Origin of the sequence: Janibacter sp. HTCC2649 (assembly GCF_000152705.1) — a bacterium.
In the GTDB taxonomy this organism is placed as follows: Bacteria; Actinomycetota; Actinomycetes; order Actinomycetales; family Dermatophilaceae; genus Knoellia.
In genome coordinates, this window is sequence record NZ_CH672413.1 from 163,129 (window position 1) to 182,543 (window position 19,415).

General features: G+C 69.0%; 18 protein-coding genes. 16 read left to right on the plus strand and 2 right to left on the minus strand.

Annotated elements, in window-relative coordinates; translation table 11 throughout:
- The first annotated feature begins 235 nt into the window (after positions 1-235).
- The 16 genes from JNB_RS00810 to JNB_RS00885 all read left to right on the plus strand — a co-directional run bounded on the left by JNB_RS00810 (position 236) and on the right by JNB_RS00885 (position 18,286).
- On the plus strand, positions 236-502 hold the full coding sequence (locus JNB_RS00810; protein WP_009774478.1) for a helix-turn-helix domain-containing protein: 267 nt from the start codon (positions 236-238) through the stop codon (positions 500-502).
- 247 nt (positions 503-749) lie between these two features.
- Positions 750-1,544 (plus strand): hypothetical protein, encoded by a 795-nt coding sequence (locus JNB_RS00815; RefSeq protein ID WP_009774479.1) that lies wholly within the window; start codon positions 750-752, stop codon positions 1,542-1,544.
- Positions 1,545-1,727: 183 nt separating this feature from the next.
- Positions 1,728-2,525 carry a hypothetical protein gene (locus tag JNB_RS20195; protein ID WP_009774480.1) on the plus strand — a complete coding sequence of 266 codons (798 nt, stop codon included), beginning with the start codon at positions 1,728-1,730 and terminating at the stop codon, positions 2,523-2,525.
- Positions 2,522-2,830, plus strand: coding sequence for a hypothetical protein (locus JNB_RS00825; protein WP_009774481.1), 309 nt, complete (start codon positions 2,522-2,524; stop codon positions 2,828-2,830). Before JNB_RS20195 ends, JNB_RS00825 begins: the two co-directional genes overlap by 4 nt.
- Entirely contained in the window at positions 2,830-3,657 is an 828-nt protein-coding gene (locus JNB_RS00830) for a hypothetical protein (RefSeq protein WP_009774482.1), read from the plus strand. The genes JNB_RS00825 and JNB_RS00830 overlap by 1 nt, the downstream gene beginning before the upstream one ends.
- Entirely contained in the window at positions 3,654-5,102 is a 1,449-nt protein-coding gene (locus JNB_RS00835; protein WP_009774483.1) for a hypothetical protein, read from the plus strand. Before JNB_RS00830 ends, JNB_RS00835 begins: the two co-directional genes overlap by 4 nt.
- Positions 5,103-5,131: 29 nt before the next feature.
- Positions 5,132-6,640 carry an SCO6880 family protein gene (locus JNB_RS00840; protein WP_009774484.1) on the plus strand — a complete coding sequence of 503 codons (1,509 nt, stop codon included), beginning with the start codon at positions 5,132-5,134 and terminating at the stop codon, positions 6,638-6,640.
- A complete protein-coding gene (locus JNB_RS00845; RefSeq protein WP_009774485.1) occupies positions 6,640-8,151 on the plus strand; it encodes an ATP-binding protein in 1,512 nt (503 codons plus the stop codon). The genes JNB_RS00840 and JNB_RS00845 overlap by 1 nt, the downstream gene beginning before the upstream one ends.
- Before the next feature lie 20 nt (positions 8,152-8,171).
- Complete coding sequence (locus JNB_RS20200; protein ID WP_009774486.1) at positions 8,172-9,713, plus strand: peptidoglycan DD-metalloendopeptidase family protein; 1,542 nt, start codon at positions 8,172-8,174, stop codon at positions 9,711-9,713.
- Entirely contained in the window at positions 9,710-10,012 is a 303-nt protein-coding gene (locus JNB_RS00855; protein WP_009774487.1) for a hypothetical protein, read from the plus strand. The genes JNB_RS20200 and JNB_RS00855 overlap by 4 nt, the downstream gene beginning before the upstream one ends.
- Positions 10,013-10,246: 234 nt before the next feature.
- Positions 10,247-10,696 (plus strand): hypothetical protein, encoded by a 450-nt coding sequence (locus tag JNB_RS00860; protein WP_009774488.1) that lies wholly within the window; start codon positions 10,247-10,249, stop codon positions 10,694-10,696.
- Complete coding sequence (locus JNB_RS00865) at positions 10,693-12,141, plus strand: type IV secretory system conjugative DNA transfer family protein (protein ID WP_009774489.1); 1,449 nt, start codon at positions 10,693-10,695, stop codon at positions 12,139-12,141. Before JNB_RS00860 ends, JNB_RS00865 begins: the two co-directional genes overlap by 4 nt.
- A complete protein-coding gene (locus JNB_RS00870) occupies positions 12,138-12,788 on the plus strand; it encodes a hypothetical protein (protein ID WP_009774490.1) in 651 nt (216 codons plus the stop codon). Before JNB_RS00865 ends, JNB_RS00870 begins: the two co-directional genes overlap by 4 nt.
- A gap of 199 nt (positions 12,789-12,987) precedes the next feature.
- Positions 12,988-14,430 carry a DUF4041 domain-containing protein gene (locus JNB_RS00875; protein ID WP_009774491.1) on the plus strand — a complete coding sequence of 481 codons (1,443 nt, stop codon included), beginning with the start codon at positions 12,988-12,990 and terminating at the stop codon, positions 14,428-14,430.
- Between the two features lie 360 nt (positions 14,431-14,790).
- The gene (locus JNB_RS00880) at positions 14,791-15,753 is read left to right on the plus strand and encodes an AAA family ATPase (RefSeq protein WP_009774492.1); all 963 of its coding nucleotides are present in this window, start codon (positions 14,791-14,793) and stop codon (positions 15,751-15,753) included.
- A gap of 214 nt (positions 15,754-15,967) precedes the next feature.
- Positions 15,968-18,286 carry a S8 family peptidase gene (locus tag JNB_RS00885; protein ID WP_237700573.1) on the plus strand — a complete coding sequence of 773 codons (2,319 nt, stop codon included), beginning with the start codon at positions 15,968-15,970 and terminating at the stop codon, positions 18,284-18,286.
- A 175-nt stretch (positions 18,287-18,461) separates the two neighbouring features.
- Here the strand turns inward: JNB_RS00885 and JNB_RS00890 are convergent, their stop codons facing one another.
- Positions 18,462-18,932 carry a UPF0158 family protein gene (locus tag JNB_RS00890; RefSeq protein WP_009774494.1) on the minus strand — a complete coding sequence of 157 codons (471 nt, stop codon included), beginning with the start codon at positions 18,930-18,932 and terminating at the stop codon, positions 18,462-18,464.
- A gap of 94 nt (positions 18,933-19,026) precedes the next feature.
- Positions 19,027-19,377: an NAD(P)/FAD-dependent oxidoreductase gene (locus tag JNB_RS00895; RefSeq protein ID WP_009774495.1), complete on the minus strand. Its 351-nt coding sequence runs from the start codon at positions 19,375-19,377 to the stop codon at positions 19,027-19,029.
- Between the last annotated feature and the right edge of the window lie 38 nt (positions 19,378-19,415).

The window sequence follows — 19,415 nt, forward strand, 5'->3', positions numbered from 1 at the left end:
AGTCGACCGGGGATCGCCACGTCGTTACGAGGCAAGCAGGGGACCGGCCGTGGACAGCAGCGGGTGCGCCGACCCAACGCAGTGCCTTGGCGCTAGCCGACGACCGAGACAGAAAGTGAGTGCGTTGGGGCGTCTTGCACAGCCCCTGCGGACGGTCCTACTCCTGGGCCAACGCGCGCGTTGGCCCACCGCTAGGCCCTCGGTAGTACAGCCATTCGACGGCTACGGTTGCGTGATGGCCTACCCCGGGCGCCCCGTTCTCGAGCCCTTGGCTCAGTTCCAGGGCACGAACACGGTCCGGCAGACCCCGGTGCAGCGACGCGTTCTGGTCGAGTTCGTGAGCCGGGAGTACGCGGCCGGCCGCTCGTTGAGGCAGATCGCCGAGCTGACCGATCGGACGCAGTCGGCGGTCCGGCGCGCCTTGGACCAGGCCGGTGTGCCGCGTCGTGGGGCTGGCGCCCCTCCCCTGTCCGCGCGCCCTGCGGGTGCACCAGGGGACTGACCAACGCAAAGGCGTCGCCCAGCGTCAAGCACCGTGCGCCTCGTTCGGAGCACTGCAGGCGCCCACAACCGCGGCGGAGAGCACAACTGCGAGCATTCGATTTCACTTTCCCAGGGACGTGCGCTGACCTGCGCGAATGCAAAAGTCCCTAGCCCAGAGTCCGTCATTATCGCGACGTCCCGGGATGAATCCGGGGACGTTGTAGCGCCACCTTCGCGTCGTGACCCCACGACGGAAGGACTTGGAGATGAGCGTCGCGACACAGCTTGAACTGGATGACCCCGGCAGTGGTCTGCTCGCAGCGGCCCACGACTCGTGGCCCAGCTGGGTCGACCGGCAGGAGGCGCTCGGTGTGGTCGCTCAGCTGGGTGACCTGCCGACCTGGTTGGGCACGCACCCGCAGGAATGCAACGCCGTCCTTGGGGCTTTGTCGGGCCTGGCGGCACAACACGACGGCGACGACGTCCCGGCGGCGGCCGCGCTAGCGTGGCTGCTTGTCCCGGGCGCGAGCCTGCTCGCGAACCGGCTGACCACACTCTCCCCGGCCATCGACCAGCTGGTCGCCGCGCAACTGTGGATCGAGGTTCGCACCTTCGGACCCGGCGGGGGGCGGCGCGTCGCCGCGAGCATCCTTCGCAACACCCGGAAAGGGGTGCTGCGCGACCTCGGCGTGGGGGAGCACGCCGAGCTGGCCTGGAGGCGACGTCTGATCCTGGAACCGGACAACCTGCTGTGGCAACGGACGTTGCCTCTGACCATGTCGGAGGATGGCGGTGCAGGGGAGTTGTCTGAGCTGCTCGAGGCAGCCTGCGCGCAAAGCGTGATCAGTGACGAAGACCTTCACCTGCTCTTGGGTCTGGCGCAGGCCGCCGACGCCGCAGCCCAGAGCCACTTTGGCCGGGGGTGCGCGGGACTGATGACCCCGGTGGCCTCCATGGAGGTGGCGCAACGGTGGGGGGTCTCCGCGCGCACGGTGCGTCGCCGGGCCAGGCGCAGCCTCGACGCGCTGAGCCGGTACGCCGTCACGCAGATGTCGGCCTGAGGTGACCACAACAGCGACCGCGTCGGCCTTCGGGCATGGAGGTGAGGTCATGAAGAGCATCAGGAACGTCCTGCTGCCACGCACCGTGGCCGTGCTAGCGACCGCCAGGTTCGGGGACGATCGCGCGGTGGGCAGAGCAACGCCGGCCTGCCTCCGACGCGCCCGGCCCGGACGGGGGCTGCCGTGACCACGGTGACGCGGCCGGTCGGTGTCGACGAGCTGCTACGCGCTCACCGGTCCCTGATGGTCGGCGACTTCCGCCGTCACCCACCCCGACCTCGCAGCCCAGCTGGGTGGGCCCCGGTCGAGCCGGTCCTGCCGGTGGTGGGCGCCGCCGGCGGAACCGGTGCGTCGACTTTCGCTCTGGCGTTGGCCACGGCGGCCGGCGGCCGGGTCGTCGAGTGCGCCACCCTGACCGACTCCGGGCTGGTGGCCGCGCCGACCGCCGAGCTCGGCCGGCACGACAGCGGCTGGCTGCGCGGCACCCGCGGAACGGTGATGATCGAACGGCCGGCAACTACCCTGACCGCCCTGGGAGATCTGCAGGCACCCACGACGCCGGAAGCCATTCCGCCAATGACCGTCGTCGATGTGGCGTGGGAACTCGGGCAGGTCCTGACCACCGAGTCCTGGGTCGCGGACCTGCTTCGCCAGTCACCGCTGGTGGTGGTGACCGCGACCGCAACGATTCCCGGTCTGCGGCGGCTGGAGGCGGCGTTGGGCATGCTCGCGAGTACCCCGTGCGTGGCTGCGGTGCTGGGGCCGCGACGCAAGAAGTGGGCCCGTGCCGTGGCGCACAGCGCCGGGCCGCTGACCACCGCACTGATCCGCGCGGAGCGACTGGTCGTGGTCCCCACCGATGCACGGCTCTCAGCCCGCGGGTTGGACTCCGCGCCACTTCCGGATGCGTTGCTGCACGCCGCCACCCACCTGCTCCACCTCACCCAAGACGTTCCCGCCCGGAAGGAACCCCTGACATGACCACCGCTCTCGAATCCAACGCCGGCGTGGTTGCCGCGGTGACTACCCGGGTCTGCCCGGTCGCCCCACCGGGAGCGCAGCAGTACGCCGACCAGCTCATGGGCTACCTGCTGTGGGGGGTGGGGCTGCTGTTCATCCTCGGCGTGATCGTCGGCATCGCCGCCATTGTCGGCGGACGAGTCTTCGCCATGCCTCACGCCTCCAAGGCAGGCGTCGTCGGCGTGGTGCTGGTGTTCGTCGCGATCATCGCCTACCTCGTCCTTCCGGGGATCGTGCGAGCGATGACCGGGTCCGGGTGCGTCTGATGGCCACCACGACGATTGAGGACGCCAGCGGGGTGTGGGACCGGCGACGCCTTCTGCTCACTCTCGCGGGGGTCCTGTCCGCGGCGGTGCTGCTGGTGATGGGGCTGGTCTACGCGGTGGTCTGGGGGATCGGCTCTGCAACTGCGGGCCACGACCGTCCCGCCACCGGACCGGTGCGGGTGGGCGGTGACACCGCAGTGCAGCGGCGGGACGCGATCGCGGCCGTCCCGATGGCCGCTGTCGCCGCGTCAGCGGCGATGTCGGGCACCCCTGCCGCGGGGGCCAGTGCGAGCATCACCGTTCCGGCTGCCACCACGGTAGGCCTTGTGGAGGTGCCGACCGGTTTCCCCCGGACCCCGCTGGGTGCGGTCGGGCAGCTCGCCGCCATCGACACGACCGTCCTGACAGGGATGTCGATCCCGCACACCCGGGCCGTTCACGAGGCGTGGGCGCTGCCCGGTGCCCCACCTGTGGCGCAGTGGGTGATGACCGGCAACGTGCAGGCGTACCTTGCCGCCAGCGGATCCCAAAGCCTGGACGCGGCCAGTGTGGTGACTGCCACCCCCGCCGCTGGACAGGTCAAAGGCACCGACGGCGGCGACTGGACCTTGGCGTGCGTGCTGCTGGACGTGCGCGCGACGATCACCGCCTCTGCCCGGATCGGGTACGGCCATTGCGAACGGATGCAGTGGAGCGGCGGCGAGCAGGGAGGGCGGTGGATGATCGGGCCCGGGGCGCAGCCGGCCCGGGCCCCGTCGACCTGGCCGGGCTCCCAGGCCGCGATGGACGCCGGGTGGGCGACGTGGGTGGAAGCGGGTCAACCGTGACCATCCTGCCGGTGGAGGGGTGGTCGGACTACGTCAACCCGTTCAGTTACTTGGCCGGCGCCGCGGGGAAGGTCGCCGGTGACGCGTGGACGGTGGCGATGCTGTCCTTCTGGTCCGCGGGGTTGTGGCTGCTGCGGTTCGTCCTTGAGCTGGTGGACGCGTTCCTGACTCCGGACTTGTCCGAGAGCGGACCCGGCGCGAGCGTGTACCGGTTCACGTTCTGGGTCGCGGCCACTTTGGTGCTGTTCATGGCGATGGTCCAGTTCGGGGTCGCCGCGTTCCGCCGCGACGGGCAGTCCTTGGCGCGGGTCGCGGTCGGCACCGCCCAGTTCCTGATGGTCTGGGTGGCGTGGCTGACGTATGCGGTGGTGCTGCTGGCGGCGTGCGGGGGGCTGACCCGGGTGGTGATGAAGGCCACCATGGGGGTGGATGCCTGGTCGCAGTGGCAGCCGTGGGAGGCGTTCAGCACCCAGGACGTCACCGACGCCGCGGTCGCGACCGTGCTGGGAATCATGGGTCTGTTCCTGGTGCTGGCGGCGATCGGGCACCTGCTCGTCATGCTCGCCCGTGCCGGCGCGCTGCTGGTGTTGGCGGCGACCACCCCGATCGCCGCCGCCGGGCTGGTGTCCGACGCGGGCCGGTCGTGGTTCTGGAAGTCGCTGCGCTGGTTCCACGCCGCCGCGTTCACCCCCGTGCTGATGGCGTTGGTGATGGGGGTGGGGATCCAGCTGACCACTGGTGTCGTCACCAGCCAAGGCGACTCCGTCGCCGCCGCGGTCGGTACCGCGGTGCCCGGAGTGATGCTCATCCTGATCGGCTGCTTCGCCCCGCTGGCCCTGTTCAAGATGCTCGCGTTCGTCGACCCCGGCACCAGCTCCGGGGCTGCCATGCGCACCGGGATGGCCGCGCAGGGCGGCCTGCAAGGACTCCTGCCCGGCGGCAGCGCATCGGCGTCCTCGGGCACGTCGGGGGCGGCGTCGAGCACCGACGCGAACGGCCGCTCCGCCGGGGAGGACGCCAGCGCGGACGCCACCACCTCCCGCTTCGCCACCTCCGCCGGCGGGCTCCTGGGTGCGCTGGGCCCGGTCGGGCAGGCCGCCGCTACTGGTGTCGGCGTGGCCGGGTCGTTCGGGGCCCGCGCGGCCGCGGTCGGCGCGGACCTGTCCAACCAGATGGGCGTGGGCCACGGCGACTACGTCCCCGACTTCTCCGCCGACCGCCGCAGTAGTGGGCGGGACGCGGCCAGTCGCGGCGAGCTCGACCCCCCCGACACCACCCCAGACGCGTCGCCAGGCTCTGGTGCGGGTTCGGCTGGCAGCGCTGCGGCCCCCGGTGGGCCGTCGCCTGTCCCGCCCGCCCCCGCCGGAGCCAGCGGTGCCGGTGCTGGGGGTGGCGCCGCCGCGGCCGGTGGCGCGGCCGCTGTTGTCCCGATCGTCCCCGTCTGAACGTCGCGTCTGAAACCTAGGAGCCCGCCATGGTCCTCGTCTACTCCGACTACTCCCGCGCCCGGATCGGGCACTTCTTTGGCCTGTCCGGGTGGCAGCTGGCCGTGGTGGCCCTGTCCCTGATGCCGGTGTTCGTCTCCGTCAACGCCGCCGCCTGGGTGCCCGCCGCCGGGTTCGCCCTCGCCTGGGCCGTGGTCGTGGTTGTCACGGTGACCCCGGTGCGGGGACGTTCCGCGACGAACTGGGCCGCCACCAGCGTGTCGTTCGCGGTCGGCGCCCTGGCCGGGTGGACACGGTTCCGCTCCCGCGCGGCCGTCGGCGCCGCCGCCGAGCTGCACATGCCGGACCTGCCCGGGGTGCTGGCCGGGGTGGAGATCCACGACGGACCCCCGCAGGGCCCGGCCGGGACCCGGGTCGCGGTCGTGCAGAACCACACCACCCGCACGTGGGCCGTCACGGCGTCCGTGGTGCACCCGGGGATCGGGATGAGCGAGGCCGACGAACGAGCCCGGTTCGGCACCGGGCTGTCCGAGCTGCTCGACCTCGCCTCCCGCACCGAACTGGTCGACGAGATCCTGCTACTGGTGCGCACCGTGCCCGAGGACGGCGCCGAACGCGACCAGTGGCTCACCCGGCACCGCAGCCCTGTCGGCCCGACCGTGGCCCGGGTCGTCAACGACGAGCTGCAGGCCGCGTTGACCGGCGGCTCTGTGCGCACCGAGGCGTTCCTCACCCTGGTCGTGCCCGAGTCCCGTCTCGGCAAGGCGGCGAAGGAGGCCGGTGGCGGGGTCGAGGGACGCGCCCGGGTCCTGTACTCCCTGATGGGGGAGTGTGACGCCCAGCTGCGCGGGGCGGTCGGGATGACCGGAGTGGAGTGGCTGACCTCCCCCCAGTTGGCGGCCGCGTGCCGCACCGGGTTCGCCCCCGGCGACCGGGCCGGGATCATCGACGCGCTGACCGCCCACACCACCGACCCCGCGGTGAACGCGGACGTGCCGTGGGCCATGGCCGGCCCTTCGGGCGCGGACCCCGCCGCCAGGCACTACAGCCACGACGCGTGGAACTCGATCTCGGCCACCATCAAGCTCCCGGTCAAGGGCGCGGCCATGGGTGCCCTGGCGCCGATTCTTACCCCGACCGAGCCGGGGGAGCGGCGCTCCGTGCTCGTCGCGTTCCCGATCATCAGCGCCTCCGCGGCGGACCGGCAGTCCGCGAGCAGCGAGTGGGCCGCCGACATGGGCGAAGGGCTGCGCACCAAGGCCAAGGTCAAACCGCGCACCCGGGCGGTCGACGAGGCCGCGAAGGTCCGCGGCCTGGACCGCAAGCTCGCCCGCGGCTCCTCCCTGACCCGCCCCTACGCCGTGGCCACCGTCACCGTCCCCAAGACCGTGCGGGCCGCGGAGTTCGGGCGGCGCCTGGACGCCTCGGTTCGCCGGGCCGGGTTTGCACCCCTACGCCTGGACCTCAGCCAAGACGTCGCGTTCGCCGCGTCCACGATCCCGCTCGGGGTAAGCCTCACCCGCACCGGGGACGCCTGATGCGGCGCGCCGGCACCGGGCGTGACGTCACCCGCCTACTCGCCGACTTCGGTCATGACCTCCCCGCAGCCCCGAGCCTGTCACCGTCTGTCCGGGAGCCGCGGCTGTACCGCAACGCCCCCCGCCGCGGCCCCCGCTACCGCGGCAGCGGCTGGGCGGCCTCGACACGGGCACCGGTCTCCGTGTGGCGGATGACCTCGGACCAGGCGCCGGTGCTGTGGCCGTTCATCGCCGCCCCCGGCCTGCCACCCACCGGCGCCCAGATGGGCATCGACGTGCTGTCCGGGGGGTCGTTCTACCTCGACCCGTTCGGGTGGGTCCTGCGCGACGACGTCCCGGTCACCAACCCCAACGTCATCTGCTTCGGCAAACCCGGCCGCGGCAAGTCCGCCACCACCAAGGCGTTCATCCTGCGAATGATGGACTTCGGGTACCGCACCCTCATCCTCGGAGACCCCAAGGACGAGTACGAACCCCTTTGCACCGCGCTGGGGGTGGAGCCGTTCCGGATCGGGCCCGGCCTGCCCGCCCGGATCAACCCGCTGGCCTTCGGCCCCCTCGCCCAGGGTTGGGCGGACCTGGACGCCGCGCAGGCGCAGGTCCGCGCCGCAATCGTGTTCGGGCGGTGGCTCACCCTGCTGCGTGGGCTGGTCGGCTCCCAGCGCGTCGGGGAGGTCCCGGTCCCGTTCGGGCCCGTGGAGGAGAACGTCGTCAAGGCCGGCCTGCGGCTGCTCACCGGGTACACCCACGGCACCACCCACCTGGCCGAGACCACCATCCCCGCCCTGTGGCACCTGCTCAACACCCCCACCCCCGAGCTGGTCGAGCAGTGCCGGTACGCCTCCACCCGGCACTTCCTCGACGAGACCCGACTCCTGCGCGACGCCTTGGGCCAGCTCACCTCCGGCGCCCTGGCCGGAATCTTCGACGACCACACCAGCATCACCGTGGACTGGGCCGCGCCGATCCAGTCGCTGAGCCTGTCCCGGCTGGAACCGCTCGGGGATGAGGCCGTCGGCATCGCCCTGACCTGCCTGTCCTCCTGGGGGCGCGGGATGCGCGAGCTCGCCGACCCCGGCGACCTGCGGATCATGGTCCGCGACGAGGTGTGGAAGCAGATGCGCCTGGGCGTGGAAGCGGTCAAGTCCTTCGACGGGGACCTGCGCCTGTCCCGCTCCCACGGCGACGTGCAGTGGGCCAACGCGCACAAACCCTCCGACCTGCTCTCCGTCGGCAACGCCGGCTCCCAAGCCGTGGCCATCGCCAAGGACCTGCTCCACCTGGCCGACATCAAAATCCTGCACGGACAGGACCTCGGCGTCGCCCGGGACCTCGAACAGCTCATGGGATTGGGCCCGATCGCCCGCGACGTCGTCACCACCTGGGCCATGCATGGCAAGGGACGCGCCCTGTGGTGCGTCGGCGAACAGCAGTACAAGGTCCAGACCGTGCTGCATCCCGCCGAGGCCGCCCTGACGTTCACCAACGACGCCATCGCCGGCGCCGCCTGAACCCCAGGGGGAGACGCGCCGTGAAGAGGGCCCTGTGGGTGCTGACCCCGCTGCTCGCGGTCCTGTTTGTCATCCCGCTCGGGGCAGCGGTCACCCTGGCCGCGGTCATCACCCCCGTCGCCGCCGAACAGGCCCGCCTGAACGGGTGCGGGACCACCGTGGCAGCCAGCGGGTCCTGGCGGCCCCCGTTCCAGCAGGCCTACGTCAGAACCTCCCACTACGGCAACCGGTTTCACCCCATCGAGCACGTGTGGAGGCTGCACAGCGGCACCGACTTGGTCTCCCAGCCCGGACCCGGACCCGTCGTCGCGGTGTCGACGGGCACCGTGGTCACGGCCGCCTACCGCGGCGGCTACGGCAACGCCGTCGACGTCGACCACGGCGGCGGCATCACCTCCCGATACGCCCACCTCGCCCGCATCGACCCCACCATCACCGTCGGCGCAACCGTCACCGCCGGGCAGGTCCTGGGGGTCGAAGGCTCCACCGGCGCCTCCACCGGCAACCACCTCCACCTCGAGATCCTCAACAACGGCGACCCGGTCGACCCGGTGCCGTTCATGGCGGATCGCGGCGCACCCCTGGACGGGCGCGCCGTCGCACCCACCCCCACCACCAACACCCCCCGTGACGTGGAAGGGGGGATCGGGTTCGACCTCCCCCCCGCCGGCACCCCCCGCCTGGCCTCCCTGACCACCCCACCGGCCACCATCACCGCACCGGTCAAAGCCCTGTACGTCGCCGCCGCCCAGAAGTACCAGCTGCCGTGGACGCTGCTCGCCGCGATCGGCATGGAAGAGACCGCCCACGGACGCACCACCGCCACCTCCACCGCCGGGGCACAAGGGTTGATGCAGTTCATGCCCGCCACCTTCGCCGCGCACGGCGTCGACGGTGACAGCGACGGGGCCGCCAGCATCCGCAGCGACGCCGACTCGGTGTTCTCGGCGGCGAGCTACCTCACCCAGTCCGGGGTCACCAAGGGCCCCGACGGGGTCCGCAACGCCCTGTACGCGTACAACCACGCCACCTGGTACGTCAACGACGTCCTGCATTACGCGCATGCCTACGGCGGTGGGCTGGTTCTGGGCGACCCGGGCAGCTGCGCTGGGGGAGAGGGCAACCCGAACCTCACCCCGCTCCCTGCCGACCAAGTGGCGGCCCTGCTGGCCTGGGCCGAGCAGCAGACCGGCGACCAGTACGTGTTCGGCGCCAACGGCCCCGACGCGTGGGACTGCTCCAGCTTCACCCAGGCCGCCTACCGCCACATCGGCCTGACCCTGCCGCGCACCGCCGGCGCTCAACGCGACTGGCTCGCCGCCGGAGGCGGCGCCCGCATCCCACCCGGGAAGGAACGCCCCGGCGACCTCATCTTCTGGGACAGCTACCTCGGACCCAACGCCATCGGGCACGTCGTCATCGTTCAGAACCCCACCACGAGGACGACGTTCGAGGCCAAGAACCCGCACGCCGGGGTCGGCACCTTCAGCTACGCAGGAGTCGCGAAGGGCAAACACATCTACGAGATCTGGCGCCCCGGCGCCACGGAAGGCGCCCAATGACACCAACCCCCGACCCTGCGCCGGCCCCGCAGCGTGGCCCCAGCGTCGTCGGCCTGGTCAAACGCGACGTCGGCCGGGCCGTGCGCGATGTCGCTGCCCAGACGAGCTCGCCGTTCTTCGGGCACGCCCGCCTCCACCGCGACCTGGGCCGGCTCCGGGAGCGACTGACCCTGCTCGAGCAGCGCCGCCCCGACCTCCTCGCCGAGGTCGCCGACCATTTCGAGGTCGCACCCACCGCCCGGGACGTCGCCGCCGCCCAGGACCTCGCGGACCGGCTCCTCGACCGACTCTACGAATGAGCAGACCCAGACGCAGACGCGATCGCACGGGTCTCCAGGGCCGCGGATGCGCCAGCCGTGCCCCTGAGAGTCGGCACCGCTCAGCAGGTCTGGGCACCAGGCGGCAGCCCGGCGTCGCCGGGCGTGCAGGTGCGCCGCTGAACTCTGCGATCGAGCAGAGGTTCCGCGGGCGCGGGTGACCACAACGAGCACCCCCAACGGCCTTGGGACATAGCGACCCTGGAGGAGACCCCGATGCAGCAGTCACGACGCACCACCCCCTACCCGCACACTTGGGAGATCCCGCTGGGCGCGGCTCTCGCCGTGACACTGGTGCTCGTCGTGGCGGCCCACGCCGCCCGGAGTCTTGCCCTCGCTCTGGCCGGCGCAGGATGGGCGTGGACGTCGCAGGCGCAACTGTTCACCTCCCTGCCCGGCATCCTCGCGGGCGACAGCCGCGCCGGGCTCGGCCCCGGTCCCGCAGCCTCGCCCGCGCTGCTCTACACGTGCCTGGTCGTGGTCGAACTGGTTGCCGCCCTGCTCATCGGGTGGGCGGTCATGGCCGGGATGCGCCAGTGGGGCCCGGCACGGGTGCGAGGGATGGCCACCCGCGCCGAAGCCGACACCCTTCTCGGCGTGCGACGCCTGCGCAAGGTCGCGCCCCTGGTCCGCCCCGACCTGCACGGCAAGGAGCCCCGGCGATGACCCGCTTCGACCCCCGACAGGTCGGGTGGCGCCTCGGCCGCGCGCACGAACCCCGCGGCGGCGACCTGTGGGTCCCGTGGGACCGCACCGCCGGAGTCATCGGCCCCCAAGGCTCCGGCAAAACGTTGGACCTGCTCATCCCCGCCCTGCTCGCCGCACCCGGCGCAGCCCTGGTCACCCTCACCAAGGCCGACGACCTGCTCCTGTCCATCGGCCAACGCTCCACGAATGGTCGACCGTGCGTCGTGCTCGACCCATTCGGGCTCGCTCCCGGCCTGCCCGAGCTCGTCTGGGACCCCATCGCCGGATGCGTGGACCCCATGGTCGCCGAGAAGCGCGCCAAAGCCTTCACCGCCGGCACCGTCTCGGGCGCCGGTGCCCGCGGACAGGGCGACGACGCCGCCCGGTTCTACGCCGCCGAAGCTGCCAAAGTCATCCAGGGCTACCTCCACGCCGCCGCGCTGACCGGACGGAGCCTCGAGGACGTGCTGCGCTGGGTCGCCAACCCCGTCGCCGCCGTCGAACCCACCGAGATCCTGCGCGAGCACCCACATGCAGCCCCGTTCTGGCACGGACTGCTCCACGGGGCGCTGCGGGGGGACGACCGCACCGCCGGCAACACCATCACCACCGTCCAGCAAGCCCTCGCACTGTTCTTCCAGGAAGCGATCCGCCGCCGCTGCGTCCCCGGGCCAGGACGCCCGGCCACGAACATCGCCGACATCATCCACGCCGGCGGCACCATTTACCTGCTTGGCCGGGAGAGTCCATACGAGTCCGCGTCACCGCTCATGACCGCTGTCGCCGAACACGTCCTCGACACCGCGCTGGTCCTCGCCACCCGGTCCCCGTGGGGGCGGCTGTGCCCACCGATGCTCACCTGCCTGGACGAGCTGCCCTCCACCGCACCACTGCCCACCCTTCAAACCCGGATGGCCAACGAACGCGCCCTCGGGATCTCGTTCATCTGGGCCGCCCAAACCCGCGCCCAGCTCACCCAGATCTTCGGCGAGCACCAGGCCCGGGCCGTGCTCGGACTGACCAACACCCTGGTCCTGTTCGGAGGGTCCAAGGACGTCGCGTTCAACCAGGAAATCTCCGACCTCCTCGGACCCGTCCGGGTCGCCCGCACCACCTGGCAGTCCGGACGGTCCCACCGCTCCGTCACCGGGGAAGACATCCCCATCCTCACCGGCGCCGAAGTCCGCCAGCTCACCGACCGCCACGCCCTCGTCGTCACCGAGAACGGCAAACCCCTCATCGCCAGACTCACCCGCTGCATCGACGGCAAGCCCGGACTCGCTCTCCTCCGCGCCCAGGAGGGCACCCGGGCGCGGCTCGTCGCGGGCCGTTCACAACAGATCCCACTCGAGACCCGGGCGACTGCTGCCCTCGTCGAGGCCCACCGCCGCGGACTGGGCACCGACCTCGGAGGAGTTTCATGAGCGCCGACCAGGTCGCCGGCCCGTCGAGGTCGCCGCTCATCCTGCAGTTCCCCAGTCCCGGGCGCCTCGTCGAGCACGCCTACCGCGAGCTGTCCATCGCAGCGAACGGCACCCCCGAACAGCTCAGAACCCTTGGAGACACCCGATGCCTGCCCAGGCCCTGGGACCCGCCCAGCTGCACCCACCCCGACCTGCGGCTCGAGGTCTGGGCCTGGCTCGACGACGTCGTCACCTGGCTCAACCACGAGTACGTCTGGGACACCGACGGCTACATTCCCTCTTGTTGGCCCGATCACCCCCACCTCGTCCACGACCTCGCCGTCCTCGCCGATCAACGACGACGCGCTGGGCTGGCCCACACCAGCGACGCAATCGAAGACTGGCACCGCTACGCGCTCCCCGCATTCCTCGATCGGATGACCGCCCGCTTGAAGTCCCATTGTGAGAACGGCCATCAACCTTGGCCCTCCACGAGTCGCCACGCGCGCCACACAAGCGACCCCCATCGGAGGCGCCGGAATCGCGCATATGAGAAGGACAGCGACCTGCTCTCGCCTTCACCAGCGCCGCCGGAGCACCCCAGACGGTGCCTGACCATCGTCGACGGGGTAGTCGTCGATGGCGGCACCGGCGAGATTCTGCAGTAGGTCCCGGCAGCTCAGCAACAACCGGACAAGTTCCGCCCGTATCGCGGCGTAGAGACGCGGCTGGTGTACGACTTGTGTGCAAGTCCTTCTTCGGACGGTCGTTCGTCGGCGCGGACAGCGAGTTTGGGCGCCGGATCATTTGCGGTCACCGACCTAATGATCTACTGAAGCGCCGCACGACCGAACGCGAGGTGACCTGATGACGACACCGCAGGGCTGGTACCCCGACCCGAACGACTCCACGATCATCCGGTGGTGGGACGGCCAGCAGTGGACGAGCCACACCCACCCTCGCTCTCACGAGCCGTCGTCGCCGGCGGTGCAGAGCCCACCTGACGCTACAACTGGCGAGACCAAGCGGTCGAAGCCGAAGCTATTCGGCAGGGGACAAGCCCTGGACGATGCGCATGCCGAGATCGACCAGCTGCGCGCCGAGCTGAACCGACTTGAAGTCATGGACGTCGTCGAGCTGCAGTCAGAGCGGGACCACCTCCAAGTTGAGGTGGAATCGCTCCGAGAGGCGGCGGCAGCAGCACGGGCCGATGGTGAACGACAGGCGCGGGATATCTACGCGCAGTTGGCGGTTCTGCGTCAGTCCGTCGTCGAGACTGAGGAGGCAGCGATCCTCCAGGAGGTCGGCGTCTACCGGTACCGCCACCCTCTCGACGACTCCGTCGCCTATCGTGCCGAGCTTGCCCGCATCCAGGACCAAATCAAAGCCATGGTCAAGCAGGACGGCGGAGCAATCACGGCCTCCACCACCTGGCAGGTGAACGGTTCGGTAGCGCAGGGCCGGAAGATGGTCAACGACATCTCGAAGCTAATGCTCCGGGCCTACAACGCCGAGGCCGACAACTTGGTGCGCGGGATGAAGCCCTACAAGCTCGACACTGCCAAGGAGCGTCTAGACAAAGTGGCGACCACGATCGCCAAGCTGGGCGCGTCGATGAGCATCGCGGTCTCTGTCCCGTATCACCGGGTCCGGCTCCGTGAACTCGAGCTCACAGCTGACTACCTCGAGAAGGTCGCCGAGGAAAAGGAGCACGAGCGCGAGGAGCGAGAACGTCTGCGCGAGGAGCGAAAGGTCGAGCAGGAGATTGAGCGAGAGCGGCAGCGACTGCGGAAGGAGGAGCAGCACTTCCGTCAGGCCATCGCGCAGCTTTTGGCCAAGGGAGACGCGGATGGGGTCGCACGACTCCAGGTCCAGCTCGAAGGCGTCATCGGGGAGATCGAAGCCGTTGACTTCCGTGCCCGCACCTTGACGGCCGGGCACGTCTACGTCATCTCCAACATCGGATCGTTCGGCGAGGGCGTCCTCAAGATCGGCATGACTCGGCGGCTCGAGCCGATGGACCGCGTGCGCGAACTCGGCGACGCTTCTGTCCCGTTCATTTTCGACGTCCACGCGCTCTACTTCTCTGAGAACGCCGTCAAGATCGAACGCGAGATGCATCAGCGGTTCGCCGACCGACGGGTCAACCGCGTCAACAACCGCAAGGAGTTCTTCAAGGTCACCCCAGCGGAGGCGAGAGACTCACTCACCGAGCTCTCCGGCGAGCTCATGACGTTCGTCGAAGAACCCGAAGCCCTGGAGTATCGACAGGGGCTTGTCGGCGCAACCGATACCCCGTCATTCGTCTAGACATCGCACAGCCACTGAAGGGTCTGGACTTCAGGCAACGGGCGCAAAGGGCGCGGAAAGACGCACATCCCCGACTACGGCAAACTGGATGGTCAGCCGGAGGTGTGGCGCCCAGTAAAGCTCCGGGCGCGTTTGCCTATGCAGGAGCAGCTAAACAATCGGGAGCGGCTAGCCTCCGCGCGACATAGGAGGGCATCCCTCGGGTTGCCCTCGAACTCCGGCGCGAGGGCGCTCGGTGCGGCTAGCCACGTCCGACCCTGCGACGAGGTGACCGTCCCATCAGGAGGTGTGTTTGGTCCGTTTCCGTCGGTGGTGCCCCCTAGACTGCACTCACGGGATGGACGCGGCGGGAGGTGTGTGGTGGCGGGGAGTGCTGAGCACCTCAAGGCGCTCGTGCGCAGTCACGCTGCTGGTGACGATGCCGCTTTCTACTCGGTCGCTATGCAGGTCGCAGCACAAGAGGCGCGTAAGGGTCATCACAAGATCGCGGCCGACCTGAAGTCTGCGGTCGAGTCTTCCCGAACTCAGGGCCCGAAGGTGACATCGATCGCGCGGCCGCGCGGCGATCTCGCGGATCTGGTCATCGCCACGCATCCCGACGTCACGCTGAAGGAACTCGTGCTGCCGGCGGGCTTAGAGTCCCAAGTCCGACGGGTCCTGACCGAACAGCGCCAGCGCAAGAACCTCTTGAACCATGGCTTCGAGCCGGCGCACCGACTGCTATTCGAAGGCCCTCCAGGAACGGGCAAGACGATGACCGCAGCCGTGCTCGCCCATGAGCTTTCGATGCCCCTCCTGACGATTCGCTTGGACAGCTTGATGAGCAAGTTCATGGGCGAAACAGCCAGCAAACTACGGGTCATCTTCGAGGCGGCCGAGCAGCAGCGCGCGGTGTATCTGTTCGACGAGTTCGACGCGCTCGGCGGCGACCGGGCAGGCAACGACGTCGGTGAAGCACGCCGGATCTTGAACTCGTTCTTGGTGTTCTTAGAGAACAACAGGAGTGAGAGCCTGATCATCGCTGCAACCAATCACCGCCAGATCCTTGACAGGGCGCTGTTCCGGCGTTTCGACATGGTGTTGGACTACGCACTGCCAGACTCGAAGCAGGGGGCCGCGGTGATGCGCGGGCGCCTAGGGGCGCTGGCGAAGGGCGTGCGCTGGGCGAGCCTGGCGTCGGCGATGGAGGGGCTGTCGCACGCAGATCTCGTCCGTGCAGCCGAGTCAGCTGCAAAGAGCGTGATTCTGAGCGGCAGCACTCAGATCTCCGCGGAGGACTTGCGCGATGCGCTGAGGGCCCGGACGGCAGGCACCCTTGGCTGAACCTCGTCAGCACCTGAGCCATCTTCTGGTTGAGAACAGGTCCACAGACGAGGAGTTCCGACGCCGCGGCGGAGGCGACCCCAAGATTCGACCGGTCGAGAGCCGATCGGGACACGGTCGAGGGCGCCTCGTTGAGACTCGAGCGGCACTGGATGCTGCCGAGCAGGCGCGAGCCGAGCTGCTGACAGATGAGGAGCTACGCGCGCTCGGAACCGTGATCACCCTGGAAGGAACCAATGCCGAGTACCCGCTTGCGATCGAACGCCTGGAACGCATGTCCACGCACCGAAAGACGCCGAAGCGTCCGCAGTGGCTACTCCTCTCGGTACTACCAGCGCAGCCTGACCAAGAACTTCCGGAACGAGCGATGGTGTGGGTCAGTGACGAGTATCGAACACAGTTCCTGAAGCTCTTCGAGGACTACCTCGAGCGTTCCAGTGAGGCTGGGAATCCCAGGAACAACGAGCTGGTGGCGAACATCGCCCGGATCCGTCAGAGCGTGCTCGCCGACTTATGGCAGTCCGACGGCCAGCCCCCGCAGACCGGGAAGCACTGGTGGGAGGTCTGGCTTCGACCCACGGCTGACGGCCCGGACCTCCTACGTCGCTATGCCCAGTTCGCGGAACTTGTCGTCTCACCGCGCGTCCTGCGCTTGACCGACCGCAACGTGACGTGGGTGCAGGCAACCTGGTCTGAGCTCGAAGCACTTCCGTTCACGGCGGTCCCTGTAGCGGAAATCCGTCGCCCCGAGTTCGTTGACACCATCGATGACCTGACAGTGGGGGAGCAGGAGGAGTACCTCAACGATCTCCTCGAGCGCCTTGAACCTGCCCCCGAGACAGCGCCGGCTGTCTGCCACCTCGATACCGGGGTGGCGCGCACCCATGTGCTGCTTTCCGAATCGCTCGCCGAGCAGGATCTTCACTCCGTGCTCGGAGTGAGCGGCTTCGACCAGGACGGCCACGGCACCAAGATGGCCGGAATCGCCCTATTCGGCAACCTGGAAGCACAACTGATTGGATCCGCTCCGGTGTCACTCCGCCACTGCCTAGAGTCCGTGAGGATCATCCCGCAGAACGGTGAACCGCAGCACGACCCGATCACCTATGGCGACGTGACCGCCCAAGCGGTCGCTATGCCCGAGGCCGTCGCAACTCGGGGACGCGTGTTCTGCATGCCTGTGAGCGTCAAGTCCGACACCGCCGACTTGCCGGGTCAGCCCACCCTCTGGTCGGCAACCGTGGACGCCCTCGCGGTCGGAGCTGAGGTCGTACGTAACGGCGACGAACTTGAACTGCTCTCCGCGCCGGATCCTGAACGGGCACGGTTGCTGGTGGTCTCGGCCGGAAACACCGACCAGTACGTCGCCGACCACCTGGTCCAGTCTGATCTGTCAGCGGTCCTGGATCCTGGACAGGCGTGGAATGTACTGACTGTCGGCGCACATACGGAGCTCACCGATCCGCCGACGGATCCCGCGTACGGGGGGTGGGACGTAGTCGCCGAAGAAGGCGAGCTTTCCCCTTACAGCCGGACCTCGTTGCTGTTTGGGATCAAGCCATGGCCGATCAAGCCCGACATCGTGATGGAGGGTGGCAACATCCTCCACGACGGGGCTTCGTTGTTCGAACCCGGACTGCCGGTGCTGTCGACCAGAACCACGGGACATGCCAACGATCTCGCGCTGACGTCGGCGCACGCCACCAGTGCGGCAACCGCACAAGGTGCGCGTCTCGCCGCGCTGGCGATGGCCACCTACCCCGAGTACTGGCCTGAGACCATCCGCGCGCTTGTGGTGCACGGAGCAGAGTGGACCCCCGTGATGAAGTCTGCCGTGAAGGACGCGGGTAAGTCCGGCAAAAAGGACCAGCAGGCCATGCTGCGTCGATACGGCTGGGGAGTTCCGACCGAAGACCGCGTGCTCTATTCGACGAACCAGGCAGTGACCTTAGTCGTTCAAGACGAGTTCATTCCGTTCGAGGGCGACGAGTTCAAGATCCCCGCGTTCCGTCTCCACGACCTGCCCTGGCCGACACAAGTCCTCCAAGGCTTAGGCGATGCCCAGGTGGACCTTCGGGTCACACTCTCTTACTTCGTCGAGCCCACCGCGTCGCGCCGCGGATGGCGCCGCCGCTACAGTTACGCCTCCCACCACCTTCGCTTCGAGGTCCAGGATCCCTTGGAGACCGAAGCGCAGTTCGTGCAACGAGTTAACCATGACGCTCGGACGGAAGAGGCCGGTGGACGCCCCGGGGGCGGACAAGTCAAGTGGCTGGTCGGGGCCAACCAGCGCAACCTTGGTTCGCTACACCAGGACATCTGGCAGACCTCCGGTGTCGAGCTTGCGCAGTCAGGGAAGCTCGCAGTGTTCCCGGTCGGAGGCTGGTGGAAGAACAATGCCGCCAAAGCCCGCGTTGACCAGACGGTTCGGTACGCACTATTGGTCTCCCTCAAGACCGCCGAACAGGACGTCGACCTGTACACCCCTGTTGCCAACACACTCCAGATCCCAACCCCGATCGTGGTCAACTAAGACTGCGGCAGCGGGACATCCTTCTGAGGCATCGTTTTTTCGGGTGATCAACTGGTGTGTGCGACGGAACGGCCACCCATGGCGTGGCCGGGCTGAGTCATTGTGGAAGGGCTGATGCGGCGCTATGACGCAGGCAGAACGACGCGGATCTGGCCGAACTCCGCGCTGCTCGGCCTCACGGCAGGGCGGGGTCGCTCTGGTCCCGCAGGAACCCTTGGGCGGCGTCTTCGTCGATCAGCCCGTCGTCTGCCAGCCACTGCACGGCCCGAACCCGTGCCCTGGCATCCCGCAGCGTGTGCCAGGCCGAGATCAACTCAGGGTGTCCCTGGTACAGCGCATTCCTGAAGCGCCGGAAGGCGCCCTTGCCCTCCAGCGAGCGGCGCAGGCGCTCCCCTGCACCCCGGTCGCTGATGCCGTCGGAGAAGTCGACCATGTCCTGGTACCAGACGTAGGGCGGGAGGGGGTCGATCAGGATCAAGTCCAGCTCGTCGAGCTCGACCGGGTTCTCACCATCGATACCCAGGTCACTGGTCCAGAAAGCAACCTCGCCCGTTCTCGGGTCGATCAACCATCGATGCTCGTAGTCGGTCTGATGTGCGAGAGCGTTGGCGATCTCCTCAACGTCGATAGCGTCCAGGTCGAGCATCCAGCCAGCGTAGGACCGGAGTGCGTCACGTACACCAGTCAAAACGGCCAGCGGGTTGTGCGCGGTTCGCGGCGAAATGGGCGCACGCATGCGCTCAGAGCATCGAGCCGAGGTCTGATCCGACGGTCGGGTAGGCCGCAGTCATGGACTTGACCTGACGGGTGGTCAATCCGAGCTTCATCGCCAGGCCGAGGACGTTGATCAACTCGGCGTACTCGGGGCCGAGGAGGTGCGCGCCGACGATCCGGTCGCTGGTCCGGTCGATGAGGATCTTGGCCGCGGCGGTGGTCTCCCCTGTGCGGTAGTTCGAGTACCAGTTACTGGTGTCGTGGTAGCGGACCTCGAGGTCGAGGTCTTGGTCTCGGGCTTCTTGCTCGAGCATTCCCACTCTGGCGAGCTCGGGGATCGTGAACACTGCGGTTGGGATGGCGGCGTAGTCGGGCACGGTGACTCTGACAGGTTGGTTTGGCCCCACCGTGACGG

Coding starts and splice junctions, on each gene's coding strand:
- JNB_RS00810 (WP_009774478.1), top strand. CDS start 236: ATGGCCTACCCCGGGCGCCCCGTTCTCGAGCCCTTGGCTCAGTTCCAG.
- JNB_RS00815 (WP_009774479.1), top strand. CDS start 750: ATGAGCGTCGCGACACAGCTTGAACTGGATGACCCCGGCAGTGGTCTG.
- JNB_RS00825 (WP_009774481.1), top strand. CDS start 2,522: ATGACCACCGCTCTCGAATCCAACGCCGGCGTGGTTGCCGCGGTGACT.
- JNB_RS00830 (WP_009774482.1), top strand. CDS start 2,830: ATGGCCACCACGACGATTGAGGACGCCAGCGGGGTGTGGGACCGGCGA.
- JNB_RS00840 (WP_009774484.1), top strand. CDS start 5,132: ATGGTCCTCGTCTACTCCGACTACTCCCGCGCCCGGATCGGGCACTTC.
- JNB_RS00845 (WP_009774485.1), top strand. CDS start 6,640: ATGCGGCGCGCCGGCACCGGGCGTGACGTCACCCGCCTACTCGCCGAC.
- JNB_RS00855 (WP_009774487.1), top strand. CDS start 9,710: ATGACACCAACCCCCGACCCTGCGCCGGCCCCGCAGCGTGGCCCCAGC.
- JNB_RS00860 (WP_009774488.1), top strand. CDS start 10,247: ATGCAGCAGTCACGACGCACCACCCCCTACCCGCACACTTGGGAGATC.
- JNB_RS00865 (WP_009774489.1), top strand. CDS start 10,693: ATGACCCGCTTCGACCCCCGACAGGTCGGGTGGCGCCTCGGCCGCGCG.
- JNB_RS00870 (WP_009774490.1), top strand. CDS start 12,138: ATGAGCGCCGACCAGGTCGCCGGCCCGTCGAGGTCGCCGCTCATCCTG.
- JNB_RS00875 (WP_009774491.1), top strand. CDS start 12,988: ATGACGACACCGCAGGGCTGGTACCCCGACCCGAACGACTCCACGATC.
- JNB_RS00890 (WP_009774494.1), bottom strand. CDS start 18,932: ATGCTCGACCTGGACGCTATCGACGTTGAGGAGATCGCCAACGCTCTC.